Origin of the sequence: Planktotalea sp. (assembly GCF_039984035.1) — a bacterium.
Lineage (GTDB): Bacteria > Pseudomonadota > Alphaproteobacteria > Rhodobacterales > Rhodobacteraceae > Planktotalea.
This window is the reverse complement of the sequence record NZ_JBDWVM010000468.1, coordinates 17,397-37,020: the sequence shown is the minus strand read 5'-3', so window position 1 is coordinate 37,020 and position 19,624 is coordinate 17,397. Positions and strand designations below refer to the sequence as shown.

Genomic DNA, 19,624 nt, shown 5'->3' with positions numbered 1-19,624 from the left:
AACCCAAAATAGGAGAGTACCGATGTTTATGAAATTCCTTGGCGCAGCGACTGCGTTAACCTTCTCGGCCACCAGCATGTTTGCCGGTGACATTACAATCGGCTTTGCCCCAAACTTGCAGACGCTGCCAATAGTTGTCGCCCAATCAGAAGGCTACTTCACCGAAGAAGACATCACACTTGAGGCGGTCAAATTCACCTCCGGGCGGCGCGCGCTGGAAGCCTTAATCGGTGGTCAGCTTGATGTGGCCTTCATGGCCGAATACCCAGTGTCCATCGCGGCCTTGCGCGACCAACCTTTCGGCACATTCACAACTCTATCGCGCTACATGGCCAACCGCATGATCTCCAAGGCCTCCATCGGGTTTGAAGACCCTAGCAGTCTTGAGGGCAAAAAGATCGGCACGACGATGGGCTCAAACACGCAGTTCTTCACCGAAGCCCTACTGACAAAATTTGGTGTGAACGCCGAAGTGATCAACGTCTCGCCGCCCGATATTGTGCCGGCTCTTGTCCGTGGCGATATCGATGCCGGGATCATGTTCCCCGATTTCTACCCAGCCGCCGAAAAGGCGCTTGGCGATGACTACCGCGAGTTCCGCAGTGATGCTTACATCGCATGGTTCGTCTTGTCAGCGACGCCGGAGATGCTGAACGACCGGCCCGACGAGCTAGCCGCCTTTGTCCGCGCCTTGGTGAAAGCCGAAGAGTTCATCGAAACCAATCCCGAAGGCGCGATGGCCGCCCTTGAGACCGCAACCGAAGGCTTGCTGTCCATGGACGTCATCAAAGCGAAGTTCGCCGAAGCGGAATATGAGATCGGTTTGGACAACGGACTTTTGGACATCCTTGAGACCCAAGCCAATTGGGTCGTTGAACAAGGCATGGTCGAAGCCACACCTTCACGTGATCTGATCAAAGGCTTTCTGGCCACAGGACCGGTTGAAGCAGTCGATGCGGCGCGGATCACTTTAGAGTAACTTGAAAAGGCGGGCGGCCCGGATCTGGGTCGCCCGAAATAACTTATGGATTTTGAGAACCTGCTTTCCGCCTCTGCGACGCTCGCGCCAGAGGTTTTGCTCACACCAGATGGCGTCAAACGGAACTGGGCTATTCGTTTTGACGGCAAAAAGATCACTGGCATTGGCCCGACTGCTGACTTTCCAGACGCAACGCCGTTGCCCGGTCGCGCCATTATTCCCGGCATGGTGGATGCCCACACGCATGTTGGCCAGATTTTTGGCAAAGCTTTAATCGGGGGCGAACCAGCACAAATTTGGAAGCGTATCTGGCACCCGATGGAGCGGGACATGGACGAGGAGCAATCGTATCTCTCTGCCAAATGGGCGTTTTGGGAGGCGATGCGTGGCGGCTTCACCAAGGTCGTGAATTACGGGCTGAACAGCATCGAAAAAAACGAAGGCGTGCATCGCGCAGCGCTTGAAACAGGGATCAGGCTCGTTTCTGCCTGTGGCCTCGATGAGTTTTCGGGTGATGTCGGCACCGGCCATGGCAATTATGAGTGGTCGCAAATCGAAGACGTGATTTTGGCTCATATCGATCACTGTGTCCCACATGATATGATTGCACCTTCGGTCTGTTGCAGCTCCTTTATGGGCAACACGCCAGAGACTTTGAGCAAGCTATCAGCGCTTTGTGCAGACAAGGGCATTCTGCTTCAGATCCATTCGAATGAGCACTTCCCCGAGGTGCATGAAAGCATTCTACGCCACAACATGCGCCCTACTGAATTACTTCACAAACACGATGTCCTCGGACCCCACGTGATCTTGCATCACACGACCATCGTCTCCGAGCCAGAGATCGAAATGATCGTCGAGACCGACACCGCGACTAGTTACAACCCATTGGCCAGCGTCTGGAAAGGGAATGCCGTCGCTCCTGCTTTGCGCATGGCACAAAGAGGTGTCCGTTTCGGGATCGGTTCGGATACGACCTCGGCAGACGGCTTCAAAAACTTGATGGCCGCAGAGGCCTGCCAGCGGATCGAGCACGCTTTGCCCGTAGCAGATTTCTCATGTGGCGCCGCCTGGACGTGGGTTGATGCTGCAACCACCCAAGGCGCACGCGCAACAGGTGGCACCGGCGATCACGGACCCCTACAAAAAGACATGGCGGCAGATTTCTTGATCCTCGACATGATGCACCCGGAATGCCTGCCCAGTCATGATTTTGAGTGGGAGTTGGTGCGCTATTACAACCGCGACCAAGTCGATGCGGTCGTCGTAAACGGCAAAGTAACCATGGCAAACGGCAAACCCGTTGGCTGGGATGTCGACGAGCTTCGCACAGTCGGGCTTGAGGCCGCTAAAACGATCACCAGTGCACCTGACATCAAGCGGTGCCATGGTTCCTCTGATCTTTACCGGCCCAAAGCGTAAGCCATGCCCCGCGCCCGCATTCACCGGATACCGACATCTAGCCCCGATGACACATCGGGTTTGCGCGCACTTATCAATGCAGGTGACTTGGACCCTAGTAAACTGATCGCGATCATCGGCAAAACTGAAGGGAACGGCTGCGTTAACGACTTCACGCGCGCCTTTGCCGTATCAGCCCTTACGCAGGCGCTTGGCGAAGATTCCACGGGCGTGAGCATGGTGATGTCTGGCGGGACAGAAGGCGGGCTGTCCCCGCATATCGTGACTTTCGAGGTATTAGCGGACACAGGCCCCGGCCCTGCAATGGCAATTGGAACGGGGCTGTCTCGCGACTTAGAGGCGCATGAACTTGGAACCTTTGCGCAGATCGACTGCGTGGCCGAAACAGTCACCGCAGCGGTGAAATCCGCTGACCTAACCGGTGCAGCAGATGTCCATTTTGTACAAGTCAAATGCCCGCTCCTGACCGCAGACCGCATTGCCGCTTCGCGCGCTCCGGTTGCCACACCGGATACGCTGAAATCCATGGGGCTTTCGCGCGGTGCCTCTGCGCTTGGTGTCGCTTTGGCACTCGGCGAAATCGATCTGGCGACCGCCAAGGCCGCAAAGATCGGATCGGACCCCGATATCTGGTCTGGCCGCGCCAGCACGTCAGCGGGCATTGAATTAATGGGACACGAGATTGTCGTCTTGGGGATGAGTGACAGCTGGACCGGCCCTTTGAGGGTGGATCACGCGGTGATGACCGATGCCATTGATATCGCGTCCGTCGCTCAAGCGCTCGCGCGTCTGGGCGTCGGAGAGACGACAAGGCTCCGCGTCGTGTTTGCCAAAGCCGAAGCTTCCAGCAGTGGCCTCATTCGCGGCCAACGTCACACGATGTTAGATGACAGCGACATCGCCTCGACCCGTCACGCCCGTGCCTTCGTTGGGGGTGTTTTGGCGGGCCTTACCGGAAGTAGCGATTTGTACGTATCCGGAGGGGCAGAACACCAAGGGCCTGACGGTGGCGGGCCTACCGCCTTGATCGCTGAGCAAATTTGAGAGGCATTGCCTTGGGTTACGTCAACAGGCCTTCCAACATTTAGTCCCTTTCAAGAACCAAACTCTATTAGCGTCGAATGGAGCTTTTGTTGGAAAAACGGGATGTTTTGAGCCAAATAACGAATGGCTAAAAACATGGAGATTGCCCGTCAAATTTTTCCTTCAACGATCAAGTCAAAGGCAACTTGATCCTTCGCCTTTGTAGTTCTGCTGCGCGATGTATGAAGGACCTATTTTCCAGCAGCGGCGCAACAGCGAGATATACGTAGCAGTAGCGATATTCGCGCTGTGTGCGCGCGCAGCAAGTTTTCGAGACTTCTGGTATGGGCTTAATGCTGACATTCGCTGCTAACGCTCGGTTAGGATTAAATTGCAGCGGAATGTGATGCCTTTAAGTTCGAATTGAACGCATCAATGTCATGCGCGATGATACGGATCAGAGCATACGCTTTGGGCATGAGTTTTATCATGTTATCTTGCCGTACTAACACATCGGGAAAACGCTCCAATAGCCCTGCAATAAACGTCTCAATCTGAGTTTGTTGATCGGGATATGTTTCGAAAAGATACGTCAGATTGAGCTGAAAATTACACATCAGGCTTTCGATCATATCCCCGACTAGGTAGTCCTGCTGTGCGAGTGCAAATCCCCTGTTACCCGCGAGTCCCGACCCATTGATACGCTCTTGATAGGCTGACGTCGCCACGGCGTTCTGAATATACCCCTGGTGAAAGCGCGAAATGGCCGAGGCACCCAAGCCGATCAGTGTCGAACTTGTATCATCTGTGTAGCCTTGGAAGTTTCGGCGCAGGGTGCCCCTCGCATTTGCAAAGGCAAGGCTATCGTTGGGCAAGGCAAAATGATCGATCCCTACAGCTTGGTAACCGGCGGCCAAACAGGCGGTCTTGACTTGTTTTGAAAACGCGAGGCGTTCAATGGTGTTCGGAAGGTCGTGCTCTTTTATCATCACCTGCCGTTTGGACATCCACGGCACATGCGCATAGCCATAGATTGCGAGCCGATCGGGCCTAAGGGCTAAAACGTGGTTGATAGTGTCATTGAATGTGTCTTCCGTTTGGTGCGGCAAGCCGTACAAGAGATCAAAGTTCAGGCTAGGAACACCAGCATCTCGCAGCCAATCCGCGACCTCTTTCGTTTGAGCAAATGACTGTTCCCGCCCAATTGCTTTTTGAACGACTGGCTCAAAATCCTGAACGCCAATGCTGGCGCGGTTCAAACCGAAATCTGCGAGGGTTTGCAGTAGTTTAGGTGCAGCGTCAGTGGGATCAATCTCGACTGAAAATTCAAAGTCATTGCTAGGATGAAATTCATCGAATACAGCCCCCAAAAGCTGTGCCATCAAATCGGGTGTTAGGATCGTGGGAGTGCCCCCACCAAGATGAAGACGCGCCATGCGGATCGTATCGGGTAGACCTTTGCGCACGGTTTCGATCTCATTGATCAGCGTGGAAATATAGGCCTCTACTGGATTGAGTGTCTTGGTCCCTTGGGTTCGACATGCGCAGAACCAACACAATCGTTTGCAAAACGGAATGTGGATATAGATCGACACATCGCTGCCTTCTGGCACGGTCGCTAACCAGTGGTGTTGGTTCTGGCCGCCTATCCCGTTTTGAAAGTGATTGGCAGGTGGGTAACTTGTGTAGCGCGGAACCTTTGCGTCAAAAAGTCCGTAGCGTTTGAGTAGGTCTAGATTTTCCATAGTGACATGCATTACTCTGAATTTGATAAACCACCTTGATCCAGATCAATTTTATGCAAATGCCTTCAACGACCGCAGCTGTGCGCTGCGTCGAGTGTCCGATCCGCCACCGCGCTGTTTGCGCTCGGTGTGATGATGATGAGCTGACTCTGTTGGAAAGCATGAAGTCTTACAAAACTTATGAAGCTGGCCAACCTATCTTGTGGCGAGGTGATGAATTGGTTTTTGTGGCCTCGCTGGTCGAAGGTGTCGCGTCTTTGTCCAAAACGCTTGAGGATGGTCGCACACAGATGGTGGGGTTGCTGCTGCCGTCAGACTTCATCGGCAGGCCCGGGCGCACACAGATCGAATTTGACGTGACCGCGACTACGGATGTGACGCTTTGCTGTTTTGCAAGAAAGCCATTTGAAAAGCTGGTCGATGAGACACCTCATGTTGCTCATCGTTTGATGGAGCTGGCCCTGGATGAGCTGGACGCGGCCCGCGATTGGATGCTGCTGCTCGGCCGAAAAACCGCACGCGAAAAGATTGCTACGTTTATCCAGATGTTTGTGCATCGCACTCATATCGAAGAGGCGGGCGATGGGCCGAGCTCCATCGAATTGCCGATGACACGCGATCAAATCGCGAATTATTTAGGTCTCACGCTAGAGACCGTTAGCCGACAATTTAGCGGACTCAAGAAAGATGGCGTGATCACGTTCAACGACCGGAAAACGCTGACAGTCGTCGACATGGCAGGCTTGCATGACGCGACAGGCGATGACGATGATGGCGGATTAATCGTCTAAAGTTTTTTGCGTGCCTTGATCCAGATCAAGGAAAGCGCCCTTCGTCGATTCCATACCACCTTTGCGAACAAGGGCACCTTTTGGCTGCTCGACCGATTGCGAGGGACAAAATGGATTACATCAAACTTATCATTCTTGGGCTTATCACGCTCGTTGCGGCGATAGGGACAAATTGGGCGCATGACTTAGCATATCAGGTTCATGCGATGATGATCATGGTCATCGCAGGTGCCCTGTTTGTTTGGGTTTTGCGAAATACGGATGAAGAAAAGCCGATCGTTGACACAGGACGCTATGCTGACTGGGTGATCCGAGCAGGCGTTATTGCCACAGCATTTTGGGGCATGGCCGGTTTTCTCGTTGGTACATTCATCGCGTTCCAGCTTGCCTTTCCTGCGCTCAATTTCGATTGGGGGCAGCCATTTACCAACTTTGGTCGCCTACGCCCGCTGCACACAAGCGCGGTCATTTTTGCGTTTGGCGGCAATGCGCTGATTGCGACATCCTTTTACGTCGTGCAACGCACCAGCGGTGTCCGACTTTGGGGCGGTAAAGCGCATTGGTTCGTGTTTTGGGGCTATCAATTGTTCATCGTATTGGCGGCAACTGGGTATCTGCTTGGTGCGACCCAGTCCAAAGAATACGCAGAGCCGGAATGGTATGTCGACATCTGGCTGACCATCGTTTGGCTGACATATCTTGCTGTATATCTTGGCACGATCTTTGTGCGCAAAGAACGTCATATCTATGTGGCAAACTGGTTCTTCCTCGCTTTTATTATTACTGTCGCAATGCTGCATGTGGTCAATAACCTATCCATTCCGGTGAGCTTCTGGGGTAGTAAATCCGTCCAGATCTTTAGTGGTGTGCAAGATGCCATGACCCAATGGTGGTACGGTCATAATGCTGTAGGCTTTTTCCTGACAGCGGGCTTCCTCGGTATGATGTATTACTTTGTGCCCAAGCAGGCCAATCGGCCGGTGTTCAGCTACAAGCTATCCATCATCCACTTCTGGGCGCTGATTTTCCTCTATATCTGGGCTGGACCGCACCACCTGCACTATACGGCTCTTCCTGATTGGGCTTCCACGCTTGGAATGGTGTTCTCGATCATCCTTTGGATGCCGAGCTGGGGTGGGATGATCAACGGATTGATGACCCTGCAAGGCGCTTGGGACAAGCTGCGTACAGACCCCATTTTGCGCATGTTCGTTCTGTCGCTCGGGTTTTACGGCATGTCCACATTCGAGGGACCGATGATGTCGATCCGCGCCGTGAATTCGTTGTCGCACTATACGGACTGGACCATCGGGCACGTGCATTCCGGTGCGCTCGGTTGGAATGGAATGATCACCTTTGCCTGTCTTTATTTCCTCACGCCAAAGCTGTGGGGGCGTAAAGAGATGTATTCGATGTCGGCGATCAATTGGCACTTCTGGCTCGCGACATTGGGTATCGTGCTCTATGCGGCATCCATGTGGGTCACAGGCATTATGGAAGGCCTGATGTGGCGCGAGGTCGATGACCAAGGGTTCCTTGTCAACAGTTTCGCCGACACGGTTTCTGCAAAATTCCCGATGTATGTGGTGCGCGGTTTGGGTGGGGTTCTGTTCCTCGCAGGAGGCCTGATCATGTGCTGGAACATGTGGATGACAATCCGAGGGGCTGCGCCAGCGCGCGCCATCCTTCCCAACGCGACCCCCGCTGAATAAGGAATTAAATCATGGGAATTCTGGATAAACACGCCATCCTAGAACGCAGCCCAACTTTATTGTTGGTCGGCTCACTATTGGTTGTCACAGTCGGGGGCATTGTTGAAATTGCACCGTTGTTCTGGTTGGAAAACACCATCGAAGAAGTCGAGGGCATGCGCCCTTATAGCCCGCTCGAACTCACAGGGCGCGACATCTATGTCCGCGAGGGGTGCTATGTCTGTCATAGCCAAATGATCCGCCCGATGCGCGATGAGGTCGAACGCTATGGGCATTATTCGTTGGCAGCGGAATCGATGTACGATCATCCGTTCCAGTGGGGCTCTAAACGAACGGGGCCAGATGTGGCCCGCGTTGGCGGGCGTTACTCTGATGAATGGCACGTGGCGCATTTGATGGACCCGCAATCGGTTGTTCCCGAAAGCATCATGCCGAAATACGCGTTCTTGGCCGAGACCACCATTGAGGGCGAACATATCGAGGACTTGATGCGCACGCATCGCATGGTTGGTGTTCCCTATACCGATGAACAAATCGCCAACGCGCGGGCAGATTTTCGCGTGCAGGTCGATCCTGATGAAGACTGGGACGCCCTGCTCGAACGCTATCCCGGTGCCGTTGTTTCCAACTTTGATGGACAGCCGGAGTTGACCGAAATGGATGCCCTGATCGGCTATCTCCAAATGCTTGGAACTTTGGTCGATTTTTCAACCTTCACACCAGATGCAAGCCGATAGGAGCCTTCAATGGACACGTATTCTTTTCTGCGCGAACTCGCAGACAGTTGGGTTCTTTTAGCGATGTTCGGGTTTTTTGCGGGTTCCGCGATCTGGGCGTTTTGGCCCGGTTTGAGCAGCGCACGCAAGGACGCGAGCATGATCCCGTTCCGCAACGACACACCCCAAAAGCCCTGCGTTGAACCATGCAGCGATTGTAAATGCGGTGAGCAATGGAAGGGCAAGTTCGATGTCTGATAAACAAGTCGATGATGAAACCGGCATTGAAACTACTGGCCATGAATGGGACGGTATTCGCGAGTTGAACAACCCCTTGCCGCGTTGGTGGTTGTGGACCTTCTACATGACGATTGTCTGGGGAATTGGATATACAATTGCCTATCCAGCTTGGCCGATGATTTCAGGTGCAACGCAAGGCGTGCTTGGCTTTTCCACGCGCGCAGAGGTGGCAAAAGACATCGCCCAACATGAAGCAAAAAACGAGGATCTTGTTGTTGCTTTGAATGCGGTTGATCTTACGGCTTTGCCTGCGACGGATGATTTACATCGTTATGCGGTCGCGCGCGGTAGCTCGGTGTTTCGGGCGCAATGCAGTCAATGTCATGGTAAGGGCGCTGCAGGGGCCGAAGGGTTTCCCAATCTGTTGGACAACGATTGGCTTTGGGGGGGCAATCAGGATGAAATCGCTTATTCAATCCGTCATGGCATCCGCAATGACACAGACGATGATGCACGGTTTTCGCAAATGCCTGCCTATGGAGAGATTCTTGAACCAGAAGACATAAAGGCAGTTGTCGAATATGTTGTCGGGCTCAGCTCTGATGCGTTTGACGCCCAACTTGCTGAAAAAGGGGCGGTTGTGTTTGCGGACAATTGCACGGCTTGTCATGGCGACAACGCCCGTGGCGATCGCGAACAAGGTGCGCCTAATCTAGCCGATGCAATTTGGCTTTATGGCGGGGATCGCGCAGCGCTGACCCATACTGTGACCAACGCACGTTTCGGGGTGATGCCAGCATGGGGTCAACGCCTGAGCGAAGAAGACGTTCGTGCTGTTACTGTCTACGTTCACAGCTTGGGAGGTGGCGAGTAAACAGGTTGCGCGGCACGTACTGTGCTGCGCCCACCCGAGGCGGCCCTGTTCGCAAAACAAAACTGCCTCGGGTTCGGTTTGACTTAGATCAAAGCGCGACGTGCACGAAGCATTTTACAAAGACCCCGCGAACAGGAGTACTTTGATGTCTAACACCCAATTATATGCCCCGCGCGAGCCGATTTTCCCGCGCCGTGTCTCTGGCACGTTCCGCCGCCTGAAGTGGTGGATCATGTTTGTGACGTTGGGCATTTATTACCTGACGCCGTGGATCAGATGGGACCGCGGCCCAAACTTACCGGACCAAGCGGTGTTGGTGGATATGGCGCACCGCCGTTTCTACTTTTTCTGGATCGAGATTTGGCCGCACGAATTTTATTTCGTGGCTGGGCTGTTGATCATGGCGGGGCTCGGTCTGTTCCTGTTTACCTCTGCATTGGGTCGCGTTTGGTGCGGCTACACGTGCCCGCAAACGGTTTGGACAGACCTTTTCATTTTGGTGGAACGCTGGATTGAAGGCGACCGTAACGCGCGGCTTCGCTTGCATCGCGGCGAATGGAGCCTTCGCAAATGGCGTTTGCGCCTGACCAAATGGGCGGTTTGGTTGCTGATTAGCGTCGCGACAGGCGGGGCATGGGTGTTCTATTTCACCGACGCGCCAGCGCTCGCGCGTGACTTAGTCCAGTTCACAGCACATCCCGTTGCCTATGGAACAATCTCTGTGTTGACCGCGACGACATTTGTCTTTGGTGGGTTCCTTCGGGAACAAGTGTGCAATTACATGTGCCCTTGGCCACGCATCCAAGCTGCGATGATGGATACCGACACGATCACTGTCGCCTACAGAGACTGGCGCGGTGAGCCACGAGGGAAGAAGCGAGACGCAAACGCAGGTGACTGCATTGATTGCATGGCGTGCGTAAATGTCTGCCCTGCTGGGATCGACATCCGCGACGGTCAGCAGATGGAATGCATCACCTGTGCGCTTTGTATCGATGCATGTGACGATGTCATGGCCAAGATCGGTAAACCACGCGGGTTGATCGATTATATGGCGCTGTCCGATGAACCTGCTGAACGCGCAGGGAAGCCCACAACCTCGGTTTGGCGGCATATTCTTCGCCCACGTACAATTCTATATACGACGATTTGGGCGGCAATGGGCATGGGGCTGGTCTACGCCTTGTTTATCCGGTCCGACATTGAACTGACGGTCGCTGCGGTGCGTAATCCGACCTACGTCGTTCAATCCGATGGTGCGATACGCAATATCTATGACGTGCGTTTGCGTAACAAACAGGGTGAGGATGCCGAGTTTCACCTGAATCTGACCAGCGAAGATATCCTGAGAATTGACCTGCAAGGGCAGAGCGGATTGCCCAAGGTCACCGTGCCTGCTGACACAACGATCCTTCAACGGATTTATGTCACGGCACGTCCACAAGACCCCGCCGCCAGTCGCGCAGTGACAGACCTGAGGTTCTGGGTCGAAAATTTGGCAACGGGCGAGCGCACAAGCCAAGCCACAACATTTAATGGAAGGGAAAGCCAATGACCGAAGTAAAGGGATGGCATGTTTTCAGTGCTTTTGCGCTGGCCTTTGGGGTGATCATCAGTGTGAATTTGACCCTCGCCTACAATGCAGTGCGCACGTTTCCGGGATTGGAAGTCAAGAATTCCTACGTGGCGAGCCAATCCTTTGATGTGGATCGCAATGCACAACTCGCTTTGGGTTGGAAGGTTGCCGCCCATCTTGAAGGCGATGAGCTCGTGCTCGCGATTGTGCAGGACGGTCAAGCCATCAATCCTGAAATCGAGGATGCAATTTTTGGGCGGGCTACAATGGTCAAAGCAGACCAAATTCCCGAGTTCACGTTTGACGGCACTGTCTATCGCGCTCCTGTTGTTGCAGATGCTGGAAACTGGAACTTGCGTCTGCGCATGCGCGCGGACGACGGTACTCTGTTTCAGCAGCGTGTGATCGTGCGAGCCGGGTTATGACCGTCGCGTGCGCCGCATGTGTGGCAGTTCCAATGGCGGACAACGTCGCTATTGGGCCTGCATTGCAATTCTCGTTGCCAACCGTTCATTGCGCTGCGTGTATCGGCAAGATTGAACGCGGTTTAGCGCAACTTAACGGCGTCACGAACGTGCGTGTGAACCTATCGCTCAAACGTGTTTCGATTTCGGGAACAGTTGATCCCGACGCTGCGCTGTCGGCGTTAAAAACACTGGGTTTCGAAGCCTACGCGCTGGACTTGCAAGCCTTGGAGACGGCCCAAGATTCTGCTGGTCGCGCATTGCTGGTCCGATTGGCCGTCGCGGGATTCGCGATGATGAATGTTATGCTTTTGTCGGTCGCTGTGTGGTCCGGCGCTGAAGCTGCAACGCGCGACTTGTTCCACCTGATCTCTGCCATGATTGCCTTGCCCACGGTTGCCTATGCAGGGCAGCCGTTTTTTAACAACGCCTTGTCTGCTTTGAAGGTTGGGCGGTTGAATATGGACGTTCCCATCTCGCTGGCGATCCTTCTGGCTGCTGGTATGTCTCTATTCGAAACTCTTAACAGCGGTGCGCATGCCTATTTTGACGCGGCTTTATCGCTTACCTTTTTCCTTTTGATCGGGCGCTATTTGGATCATCGTACGCGCACAGCAGCGCGTTCTGCGGCCAAAGAATTGAGCGCTTTAGAGGTCCACACTGCGCAAGTTCTGAAAGGGGACAGCGCGGTTTCCATGCCTACACTCGAAATACGCAAAGGGGACACTCTCCTTGTTCCTACGGGCGTGCGCGTTCCGATTGATGGCGTCTTAAACAGCGGCAAAGCTTTGCTAGATCGGTCTCTACTCACCGGTGAAAGTGATGCAGTCACTGTTCTGGGGGGCGCGGAATTGCAAGCTGGCGAGGTTAATCTGGGGCGGGCGATTACGATCACGACTATCGTTGACGGAACAGATACCAGTCTGCGCCAGATGGCGGCACTGGTTGAAACCGCTGAGAACGGGCGAAATCGCTACACCAGCCTTGCGGACCGAGCCGCGCAAATCTACGCGCCTGCGGTTCACGTGTTGGCGCTGGTGGCATTTGTTGGATGGGTAGGCGTGAATGGCGATATTCGTCACGCGCTCAACATCGCGATTGCTGTTTTAATCATTACCTGTCCCTGCGCATTGGGTTTGGCTGTCCCTGCCGTGAGCACAAGCGCGATCAGTCGCCTTTATTCCAAGGGGTTTTTGGTGAAACACGCGACCGCGCTAGAGCGTTTGGCTGAAGTCGATCATATCGTCTTCGATAAAACGGGCACGCTGACCCTGCCCGCGCATGTGGACGTGTCTGATCTTTCGGCTGATGAGCAATCTGTTGTGACAGCTTTGGCCCAAGCCTCTCAGCACGCTTGGTCGCGGGCGGTCTTGAGCGAATTGCCTAACACTGCCTCTGCAAGCCTGAGCCTGATCAAAGAAGAAATCGGGGAAGGCATCCAGGCGCACTGGCAAGGCCAGACCGTCGCCTTGGGGCGCGGTGAATGGCTTGGCGCTTCGTTCACAGGTCTTGGTTTGCGGATTGGTGAGAGCCCAGCGAAGCAACTGCATACGCAAGAGCGTTTGCGAGATGGGATCGCAGAGGCCTTGGATCAAATGAAGCTGCCATGCGAAATGATAACAGGGGATCGTTTGGCCCCCGCTGAAGTGATCGCCGATCAACTCGATATCGGATTTATGGCTAATGCGCGTCCAGAAGACAAACTTGATCGGTTGGCAGCGCTTAGAGGTGCTGGGCAAACTGTTTTAATGGTTGGGGATGGGTTGAATGATACGGCAGCGCTGGCGTCTGCCCACGCTTCAGTTGCGCCATCTACTGCGCTAGACGCGTCCCGTAACGCAGCTGACGTCGTGGTTCTGAAAGAAGATTTCGCTGATCTACCTTCGCTCCTGCGCATCGCGCGTATGACGCGGCGCTTGTCGCAACAGAACTTTGCAATCGCAGCCATTTATAATTTCATCGCGGTGCCTATCGCGCTCGCTGGGTTTGCGACGCCGCTCGCAGCGGCACTCGCGATGAGCGCATCTTCTGTCACGGTTTTACTCAGCGCCCAACGCATAAGGTTTGTGGCATGAATGTTCTGGTGATCCTCATCCCTGTCTCCTTAACGCTCGGCGCTTGCGGACTTGTGGCGTTTCTTTGGACGATTAGGTCCAATCAATATGATGACGCGCAAGGCAATGCTGAGCGTATTTTGATTGATAATGATTAGCTTCGCACTGGCGCGGACAAACTAGGCGCCCGAAGTGCGACATGAGTTAATCAACCTCAGCGATTGATTTTTGCCAATTGCGGTTCCCTCTCTTTTGCCTTATGTATCCGAAGGGATACAATACGAAAGGCGACGCAATGGACGCAGATCTTTCTCAAGGCGAAGTGGCTTTCTTCAAACTGATGAACGCGATCGAAAAGGGTATCTATCAACCCGGTGATCGCCTGCGCGAAATCGAAATAGCAGACCGTCTTGCTCTGTCACGCACACCCATTCGCGAAGCTTTGCGCCGTCTTGAGGCGGAGAACATCGTTGAACACCGCCCCCGAGTTGGCGCCATTATCCGCAGACTTGGGCAACCCGAAGTGGTTGAGCTTTATGAAATGCGTTTGGTTCTGGAGCGCACGGCGGCAGAGATGGCGGCGAAACATGCGGCAGAGGCCGAGGTGGATGCGCTGGGTGATCTCAACGATGAAATAGCGCGCAATGGTACCAACCCAGCACTTGCAGCCGCAACAAATCAGAAGTTTCATAGGGCGATCTATTTGGCAGGTCGCAATCGATTTCTGTTGGATGCTGCACGCGCGATGAACAACGCGTTGCTGTTGCTCGGGCCGACGACCTTAGCAGATGCTGACCGCATTTCGACGGTCGTTGCGCAGCATGCTCAAATTACGGAAGCTATCAGCGCAGGAGACATCGAAGGTGCTGGCGCAGCTGCAGAAGCGCATTTGCAGACCTCGCTCAGATATCGATTGCAGGTGATGCGTTCATGATGCGTATCGTCTCGACCCATCTCGTCGCCGGTTTTGGCGTCTTGGTCTTCCATTTTCTTACGCTTCCTTTGCCATGGTTGTTGGGACCAATATTTGCCTGTCTCTGTGCCGCCCTTTTTGGGATGCCAATGAAGAGCGTGCCGTTTCTAAATAACGCGATGCGATCCATCCTTGGGGTCGCCGTTGGGGCGACGTTTACAACTGCTCTGGTGATTAGCATGGCGGGGTATTGGACGACGCTATTGCTCGTGCCGATCATGGTGTTTGTGATCGGATTGGTTGGCGTTCCTTATTTCCATCGCCTGTGGGGATTTGATTTCGCCACCAGTTATTATTCGGCGATGCCCGGGGGCTTGCAGGATATGTTGTTGTTCGGGGAAGAAGCGGGCGGAGACGTGCGGGCTTTGTCATTGATCCAAGCAACGCGGGTCATGGTCATTGTCGTGGCTCTTCCATTCATTTTGCAAGGGTATTGGGACGTTGATCTGACAAACCCACCGGGCGTTCCGGCGACCTCGTTACCACCTTCACAACTGGCTCTGATGGTAGTCGTCGGTTTGGCAGGATGGCAGATTGCGAAAGCTGTTGGGCTGTTCGGGGCGTCTATCCTTGGGCCAATGATCCTTGCGGGGGTCATGGCGTTGATGGGGGTTTTGCAGCACCGCCCCCCAGCTGAAGCAATCTGGGCAGCGCAGTTCTTTATCGGCATGACTGTCGGCACCAAATATGCAGGTGTCACTGGGGCAGAGGTGCGCCGCGATGTTACTGTTGCCTTGGGATTCTGCGTGATCCTATTGGCACTGTCTGCGGCTTTCGTCGAAGGAATTCATCTCTTTGCGCTTGCCCCGCCGATGGAAACGCTTTTGGCGTTCGCACCCGGAGGGCAGGCTGAAATGACTGTTCTTGCGTTGATCGCAGGGGCGGACATGGCGTTTGTGATCTCGCACCATGTCTTGCGGATCGTGACGGTTATTATCGGCGCGCCAATTGCGGCACGCCTGTTTAACTCGTGACCTCTGGGTTGATCACATGGATCGGCTCGCCCGCCGCATAGGCGTTGATCTGATCAAAGATATCGTTGAATTGCAGGTCAAATTCATCCTCGGTGACAAAGCCGATATGCGGCGTCGGCAGGACATTTGGATGCGTCAAAAGCGGGTTGGCGGTGTCGTTCAATGGTTCGTTGTCAAAGACATCAACTGCCGCATGAATGCGACCTTTGGCAATCTCGGTTTCAAGAACGCCGGGCGCGATTAACCCTGATCGTGATGTGTTCACCAAGAGGCTACGCGGGGCCATCGCAGCAAGATCATCAGCGGTGATAAGACCGCGCGTTTCGGGCTTCAGACGAAGGTGCAGACTCACGACATCTGACGTTGCAAAGAACGCTTTGCGATTATCGGCAACCGTTTCGCCATCCGCAGTTGCCCGCGCACGGCCCTCTTCAGAGGCCCACCATTGCACCCGCATACCAATCGCTTTGGCATATTGCGCAACGGCCTTGGCGATCCGCCCGTACCCATAAAGCCCCAATGTGCGTCCACGCAGCGTTCGGCCGACGCCCATTTGCCAATGACCCGCTCGGATCGAAGCCACCTGCTGCGGAATTTGACGGTAGCTTGCAAGGATCAGCGCAAGCGTCATTTCAGCGGCTGCATAATTCGCGCCGCCGCCCTGCATATTGGAACACAGCATGACGTTGTTTGCGGTACAAGCAGGCACGTCTACATGAGGATAAACACTGCGTTGGCTAATCAGTTTGAGGTTCGGCGTTTGCGTTAGAAGCTCGGCACTAACTTTCGTTCGTTCGCGAAAAAGAACCAAGGCATCTGCGTCTTGGATGCGGGCGGCCAGTTTTGTCGGGTCGGGCTCATGATCCGTCCAAACCGTGACATCGTGGCCCGATAGTTTCTCAAAGCAGGGAAGGCCCCGCAATGTGTCGAACCAATCGTCAAGAATGTGAACCTTCATGTCTGCCTCCAAACTGTTGTTGGTATCATAACGTCGCCCTTTGCAAGCAATCGCGCGGTGCGCACCAGTCCCGCTGAATGGATTTCAATCCCGTCCGCAGTCAATTCATAGTTAACAAGTACGTCGATTTGGCCAGAGGCATGTTCAAGGGTCACGGTTGCGGGGCGCTCGTTTGACCGCGCCGCCATCCCGTCGGCGACAGTGTTCGGTGTCAGTACACAAGCAGCGAGACATTGCGCCCCTGTGACGGCCATTGTCGGATGGGCTTTCCAAGGCATGAAATAGCGAGTCGCGATTGTTCCGCCATCTTTGGCAGGGGCAAGTAGACCGAATTTCGGTGTAACGGACGTAGCAACATTTTTAATGCCCATCGCTTCGCCTGCCTTGATGCGCACGGCTTCCATCTGCGCGAAGAAGGCGGTGTTTTCATTCAACTCTTCCGCCGTTTCATAGCCCGTGAGGTCAAATGCATCTGCGCGTGCGATAACCATTGGCATGGCAACGTCCATACATGTGACGTCGATCCCGTCGAAACGATCTATCAAATTGCCTGTCGGAAGAAAGGCCCCTGTTGCTCCCCCAATCGTGTCCATGAACTGCAACCCAATTGGCGCGGCTTGTCCAGGTACGCCGTCAATAGACGCTTCGCCCACGTAGGACACTGCAACATTAGGCGTTTGAACCTGTGCAACCACTCTGGCACCAGTATTCACAGCGCGGATTTTCACCGTTGTTTCGGCCCCGTCTGGTGGGATCAATCCCATCTCAATCGCCGCAGGCCCAACACCAGAGAGTATATTCCCGCAGGTTGGTTTGAAATCGACGCTTTGATCTTCAACGCTGACCTGCGCGAAAAAGTAATCGATGTCGGCCCAATCATCATCAGATTGTGACAGCATCGCGACCTTTGTGGTGACCGCGTTTCCCCCACCGATACCATCAATATTGAGCGCATGACCTGAGCCGACCATGGCAATCAGGACTTGCGCCAATGTGTCGTGGTCTTCGGGCAGGTCTGCACGGTTCAAATAGGGCCCCCGAGACGTGCCGCCCCGCATGAGCAAAAATGGGATAGCCGTCTGCGTCATGTGAGTGGCCATGGTAGATCGAACACGTCTTGCAAAAAGCCGGGTGGAAAGTCCCGATTGAGGGTCCATGCCATAGCGCAGATAAACGCGATGCCAGCGGCTGCATAAGCTGCTGCATACCCCCAAGATTTACCCGCGCGCATGCGAATGAACAGAAGCAAGAAGCCTGCGAGCGCAAGGATGAAGCCAACTAAAGCTGTCGCGGCTAGAAGGCCAGCAAACCAAGCCAGTGTCGGCCAGAGGCCATACATGTTTTCACTGGCTTCTTCGGCTTCCCGATCCGCAAAGATTGGCGCAGTTTCAGCCGCGCGCATCATTTGTATCAGCAACAAGACACACCCAATGAGGCCCACAGTTGCGACAAAAACAGGAAATACACGATCCATGCGGGCAAAATCGGGAATGATCGACGCGTTCCAATAAGTCAGCGCGATGTAGGTTGTGATGGTCAAAAGGAAGATCACAGGCGCGCGCTTGTTTCCTGCGGCGACTGTGCCTTCCGCTTGGATATTTTTCGCCTGTCGCAAGCCGATAACGACGGACAGCAGCGTGATGATGATCAACACGATCACGATGGGGCTGAAGACATATTCGATGCCTTCTTCAAACCCACGACGGAAACGGGATGCGCCAATTTGATAGGCTTGGTTTGTGTAACGCTCAGCCGGTGCGGACAGTACGAAACCGATCAGAAAGGCAGGGCGCGACCAATCAAAACGACGCATCAGAATGCCGAGCAGGCCGATGCCAAACAGCGCGACCAGATCCCAGATTTCCTGACGTGATTGGAATGCCGCGAAAGCGATAATCATGAACAAGAAAGGCGCGAGAAGCGCAAAACGGATTTCGGTGAGTTTCGCGATGCCACCCGATGCAGCGATGCACAGCAGCGTGCCGACTACGTTGGCAAGCGCAAGCAGCCAGACAATCGCATAGGTAAAATCGAGGTTGTTCTTTAGCATAGAGGGACCGACTTCGATCGAACCCGTTCCAAGCAGTGCGACAGCCGAAATAAAGATGGCCATTGATCCTGAACCGGGGATGCCGAACAAGAGCGTTGGGACCAAACCGCCGCCTTCTTTTGCGTTGTTTGAGCTCTCCGGTCCAATCACGCCGCGCACGTCGCCAGAGCCAAAGCCTGTCTTATCTTTGGCGGTTTGGACTGTGTGCCCATAGGCGATCCAATCCACGACAGAGCCGCCGAGGCCGGGGATGACGCCGACCACCACGCCAATCAACGAACACCGCATGGACAGCCACTTGTTTGCCCACCAATCTTTCACGCCTTCGGCCCAACCACCGCCCAACGGCGCGCGGTCAGAGATTGCTTTGTCGCGGCGCAACAGTGCGATGATTTCGGGGATCGCGAAGATGCCCAAACCAACGATGACCAGTTTTAGACCATCGGCTAGATAGGGTAGATCATATGTCGACATGCGCAGCGCACCGGAACTCGCGCCTTCCCCAATGGTACCAACAAGAATGCCAAGACAGGCGGCAACGAGGCCTTTGAGTGCTACGCGACCTGCGAGAATGCCGACCATCGACAAGCCGAAGATCGTGATCATCAATAGTTCGGGCGTCTGAAACAAAAGCACGATGGGACGCGCTGCAAGGATGAAAACCGTCAAGAATGCAGCGCCGACAAGGCCGCCAAATAGCGAGGAGGCGAAGGCGGCCGATAACGCACGCGCGGCCAGCCCTTTCTTGGCCATCGGGAAACCATCTAGCACTGTTGCTTGGCTCGCTGATGATCCGGGGATGCCCATGAGGACGGAAGCAAATGTATCCGAGGTCGGCACAACAGCGACCATACCGATCATCAGGGCCAATCCGGTAACGGGTTCCATTCCGAACATAAACGGAAGCAGGAGAGACAGGCCAGCAATCCCGCCCAATCCGGGGAACACACCGATACAGAGACCCATCACGACGCCCAGCACCAGATAACCGATCACATGTGGCTGCAGGATCATTGCGAACGCGTCATTTAACGCAGGCAAAGCTGTGGCAAAGATCTCCATGCGGGACCCCG

At 54.4% G+C, this 19,624-nt stretch carries 18 protein-coding genes; 14 read left to right on the top strand and 4 right to left on the bottom strand.

What is annotated here, in order from left to right; all coding sequences use genetic code 11:
• Positions 1-22 precede the first annotated feature (22 nt).
• The 3 genes from ABJQ89_RS20940 to ABJQ89_RS20930 are packed head-to-tail and all read left to right on the top strand — an operon-like array spanning position 23 to position 3,445.
• Positions 23-979, top strand: a complete 957-nt coding sequence (locus ABJQ89_RS20940) for an ABC transporter substrate-binding protein (RefSeq protein ID WP_348498092.1) — start codon at positions 23-25, stop codon at positions 977-979.
• Between the two features lie 45 nt (positions 980-1,024).
• Positions 1,025-2,401 carry an amidohydrolase family protein gene (locus ABJQ89_RS20935; RefSeq protein WP_348498091.1) on the top strand — a complete coding sequence of 459 codons (1,377 nt, stop codon included), beginning with the start codon at positions 1,025-1,027 and terminating at the stop codon, positions 2,399-2,401.
• Between the two features lie 3 nt (positions 2,402-2,404).
• Complete coding sequence (locus ABJQ89_RS20930) at positions 2,405-3,445, top strand: ring-opening amidohydrolase (protein WP_348498090.1); 1,041 nt, start codon at positions 2,405-2,407, stop codon at positions 3,443-3,445.
• 365 nt (positions 3,446-3,810) lie between these two features.
• Here the strand turns inward: ABJQ89_RS20930 and hemN are convergent, their stop codons facing one another.
• A complete protein-coding gene (gene hemN, locus ABJQ89_RS20925; protein WP_348498089.1) occupies positions 3,811-5,169 on the bottom strand; it encodes an oxygen-independent coproporphyrinogen III oxidase in 1,359 nt (452 codons plus the stop codon).
• Between the two features lie 53 nt (positions 5,170-5,222).
• Here hemN and ABJQ89_RS20920 point away from each other — a divergent pair, with 53 nt between their 5' ends.
• The 11 genes from ABJQ89_RS20920 to ABJQ89_RS20870 all read left to right on the top strand — a co-directional run bounded on the left by ABJQ89_RS20920 (position 5,223) and on the right by ABJQ89_RS20870 (position 15,543).
• On the top strand, positions 5,223-5,960 hold the full coding sequence (locus ABJQ89_RS20920; protein WP_348498088.1) for a Crp/Fnr family transcriptional regulator: 738 nt from the start codon (positions 5,223-5,225) through the stop codon (positions 5,958-5,960).
• A 110-nt stretch (positions 5,961-6,070) separates the two neighbouring features.
• Positions 6,071-7,672 (top strand): cytochrome-c oxidase, cbb3-type subunit I, encoded by a 1,602-nt coding sequence (ccoN, locus tag ABJQ89_RS20915; RefSeq protein ID WP_348498087.1) that lies wholly within the window; start codon positions 6,071-6,073, stop codon positions 7,670-7,672.
• An 11-nt stretch (positions 7,673-7,683) separates the two neighbouring features.
• Positions 7,684-8,409 (top strand): cytochrome-c oxidase, cbb3-type subunit II, encoded by a 726-nt coding sequence (ccoO, locus tag ABJQ89_RS20910; RefSeq protein ID WP_348498086.1) that lies wholly within the window; start codon positions 7,684-7,686, stop codon positions 8,407-8,409.
• Between the two features lie 9 nt (positions 8,410-8,418).
• Positions 8,419-8,646 (top strand): cbb3-type cytochrome c oxidase subunit 3, encoded by a 228-nt coding sequence (locus ABJQ89_RS20905; protein ID WP_348498085.1) that lies wholly within the window; start codon positions 8,419-8,421, stop codon positions 8,644-8,646.
• Positions 8,639-9,502 carry a cytochrome-c oxidase, cbb3-type subunit III gene (gene ccoP, locus ABJQ89_RS20900; RefSeq protein ID WP_348498084.1) on the top strand — a complete coding sequence of 288 codons (864 nt, stop codon included), beginning with the start codon at positions 8,639-8,641 and terminating at the stop codon, positions 9,500-9,502. The genes ABJQ89_RS20905 and ccoP overlap by 8 nt, the downstream gene beginning before the upstream one ends.
• A 145-nt stretch (positions 9,503-9,647) precedes the next feature.
• Positions 9,648-11,057, top strand: a complete 1,410-nt coding sequence (ccoG, locus tag ABJQ89_RS20895) for a cytochrome c oxidase accessory protein CcoG (RefSeq protein ID WP_348498083.1) — start codon at positions 9,648-9,650, stop codon at positions 11,055-11,057.
• Entirely contained in the window at positions 11,054-11,503 is a 450-nt protein-coding gene (locus ABJQ89_RS20890) for a FixH family protein (protein WP_348498082.1), read from the top strand. Before ccoG ends, ABJQ89_RS20890 begins: the two co-directional genes overlap by 4 nt.
• Complete coding sequence (locus ABJQ89_RS20885) at positions 11,500-13,617, top strand: heavy metal translocating P-type ATPase (protein WP_348498081.1); 2,118 nt, start codon at positions 11,500-11,502, stop codon at positions 13,615-13,617. Before ABJQ89_RS20890 ends, ABJQ89_RS20885 begins: the two co-directional genes overlap by 4 nt.
• Positions 13,614-13,754, top strand: coding sequence for a cbb3-type cytochrome oxidase assembly protein CcoS (gene ccoS / locus ABJQ89_RS20880; protein WP_348498080.1), 141 nt, complete (start codon positions 13,614-13,616; stop codon positions 13,752-13,754). The genes ABJQ89_RS20885 and ccoS overlap by 4 nt, the downstream gene beginning before the upstream one ends.
• Positions 13,755-13,891: 137 nt before the next feature.
• On the top strand, positions 13,892-14,530 hold the full coding sequence (locus tag ABJQ89_RS20875; RefSeq protein ID WP_348498079.1) for a GntR family transcriptional regulator: 639 nt from the start codon (positions 13,892-13,894) through the stop codon (positions 14,528-14,530).
• Positions 14,527-15,543: an AbrB family transcriptional regulator gene (locus ABJQ89_RS20870; RefSeq protein ID WP_348498078.1), complete on the top strand. Its 1,017-nt coding sequence runs from the start codon at positions 14,527-14,529 to the stop codon at positions 15,541-15,543. Before ABJQ89_RS20875 ends, ABJQ89_RS20870 begins: the two co-directional genes overlap by 4 nt.
• Here ABJQ89_RS20870 and ABJQ89_RS20865 read toward each other — a convergent pair.
• From ABJQ89_RS20865 to ABJQ89_RS20855, 3 genes are read right to left on the bottom strand one after another with little or no spacing between them, the layout of a single operon-like run.
• On the bottom strand, positions 15,533-16,501 hold the full coding sequence (locus ABJQ89_RS20865; protein ID WP_348498077.1) for a D-2-hydroxyacid dehydrogenase family protein: 969 nt from the start codon (positions 16,499-16,501) through the stop codon (positions 15,533-15,535). The genes ABJQ89_RS20870 and ABJQ89_RS20865 overlap by 11 nt on opposite strands.
• Positions 16,498-17,589: a 4-oxalomesaconate tautomerase gene (locus tag ABJQ89_RS20860; RefSeq protein WP_348498076.1), complete on the bottom strand. Its 1,092-nt coding sequence runs from the start codon at positions 17,587-17,589 to the stop codon at positions 16,498-16,500. The genes ABJQ89_RS20865 and ABJQ89_RS20860 overlap by 4 nt, the downstream gene beginning before the upstream one ends.
• A complete protein-coding gene (locus ABJQ89_RS20855) occupies positions 17,586-19,613 on the bottom strand; it encodes a tripartite tricarboxylate transporter permease (RefSeq protein ID WP_348498075.1) in 2,028 nt (675 codons plus the stop codon). Before ABJQ89_RS20855 ends, ABJQ89_RS20860 begins: the two co-directional genes overlap by 4 nt.
• Between the last annotated feature and the right edge of the window lie 11 nt (positions 19,614-19,624).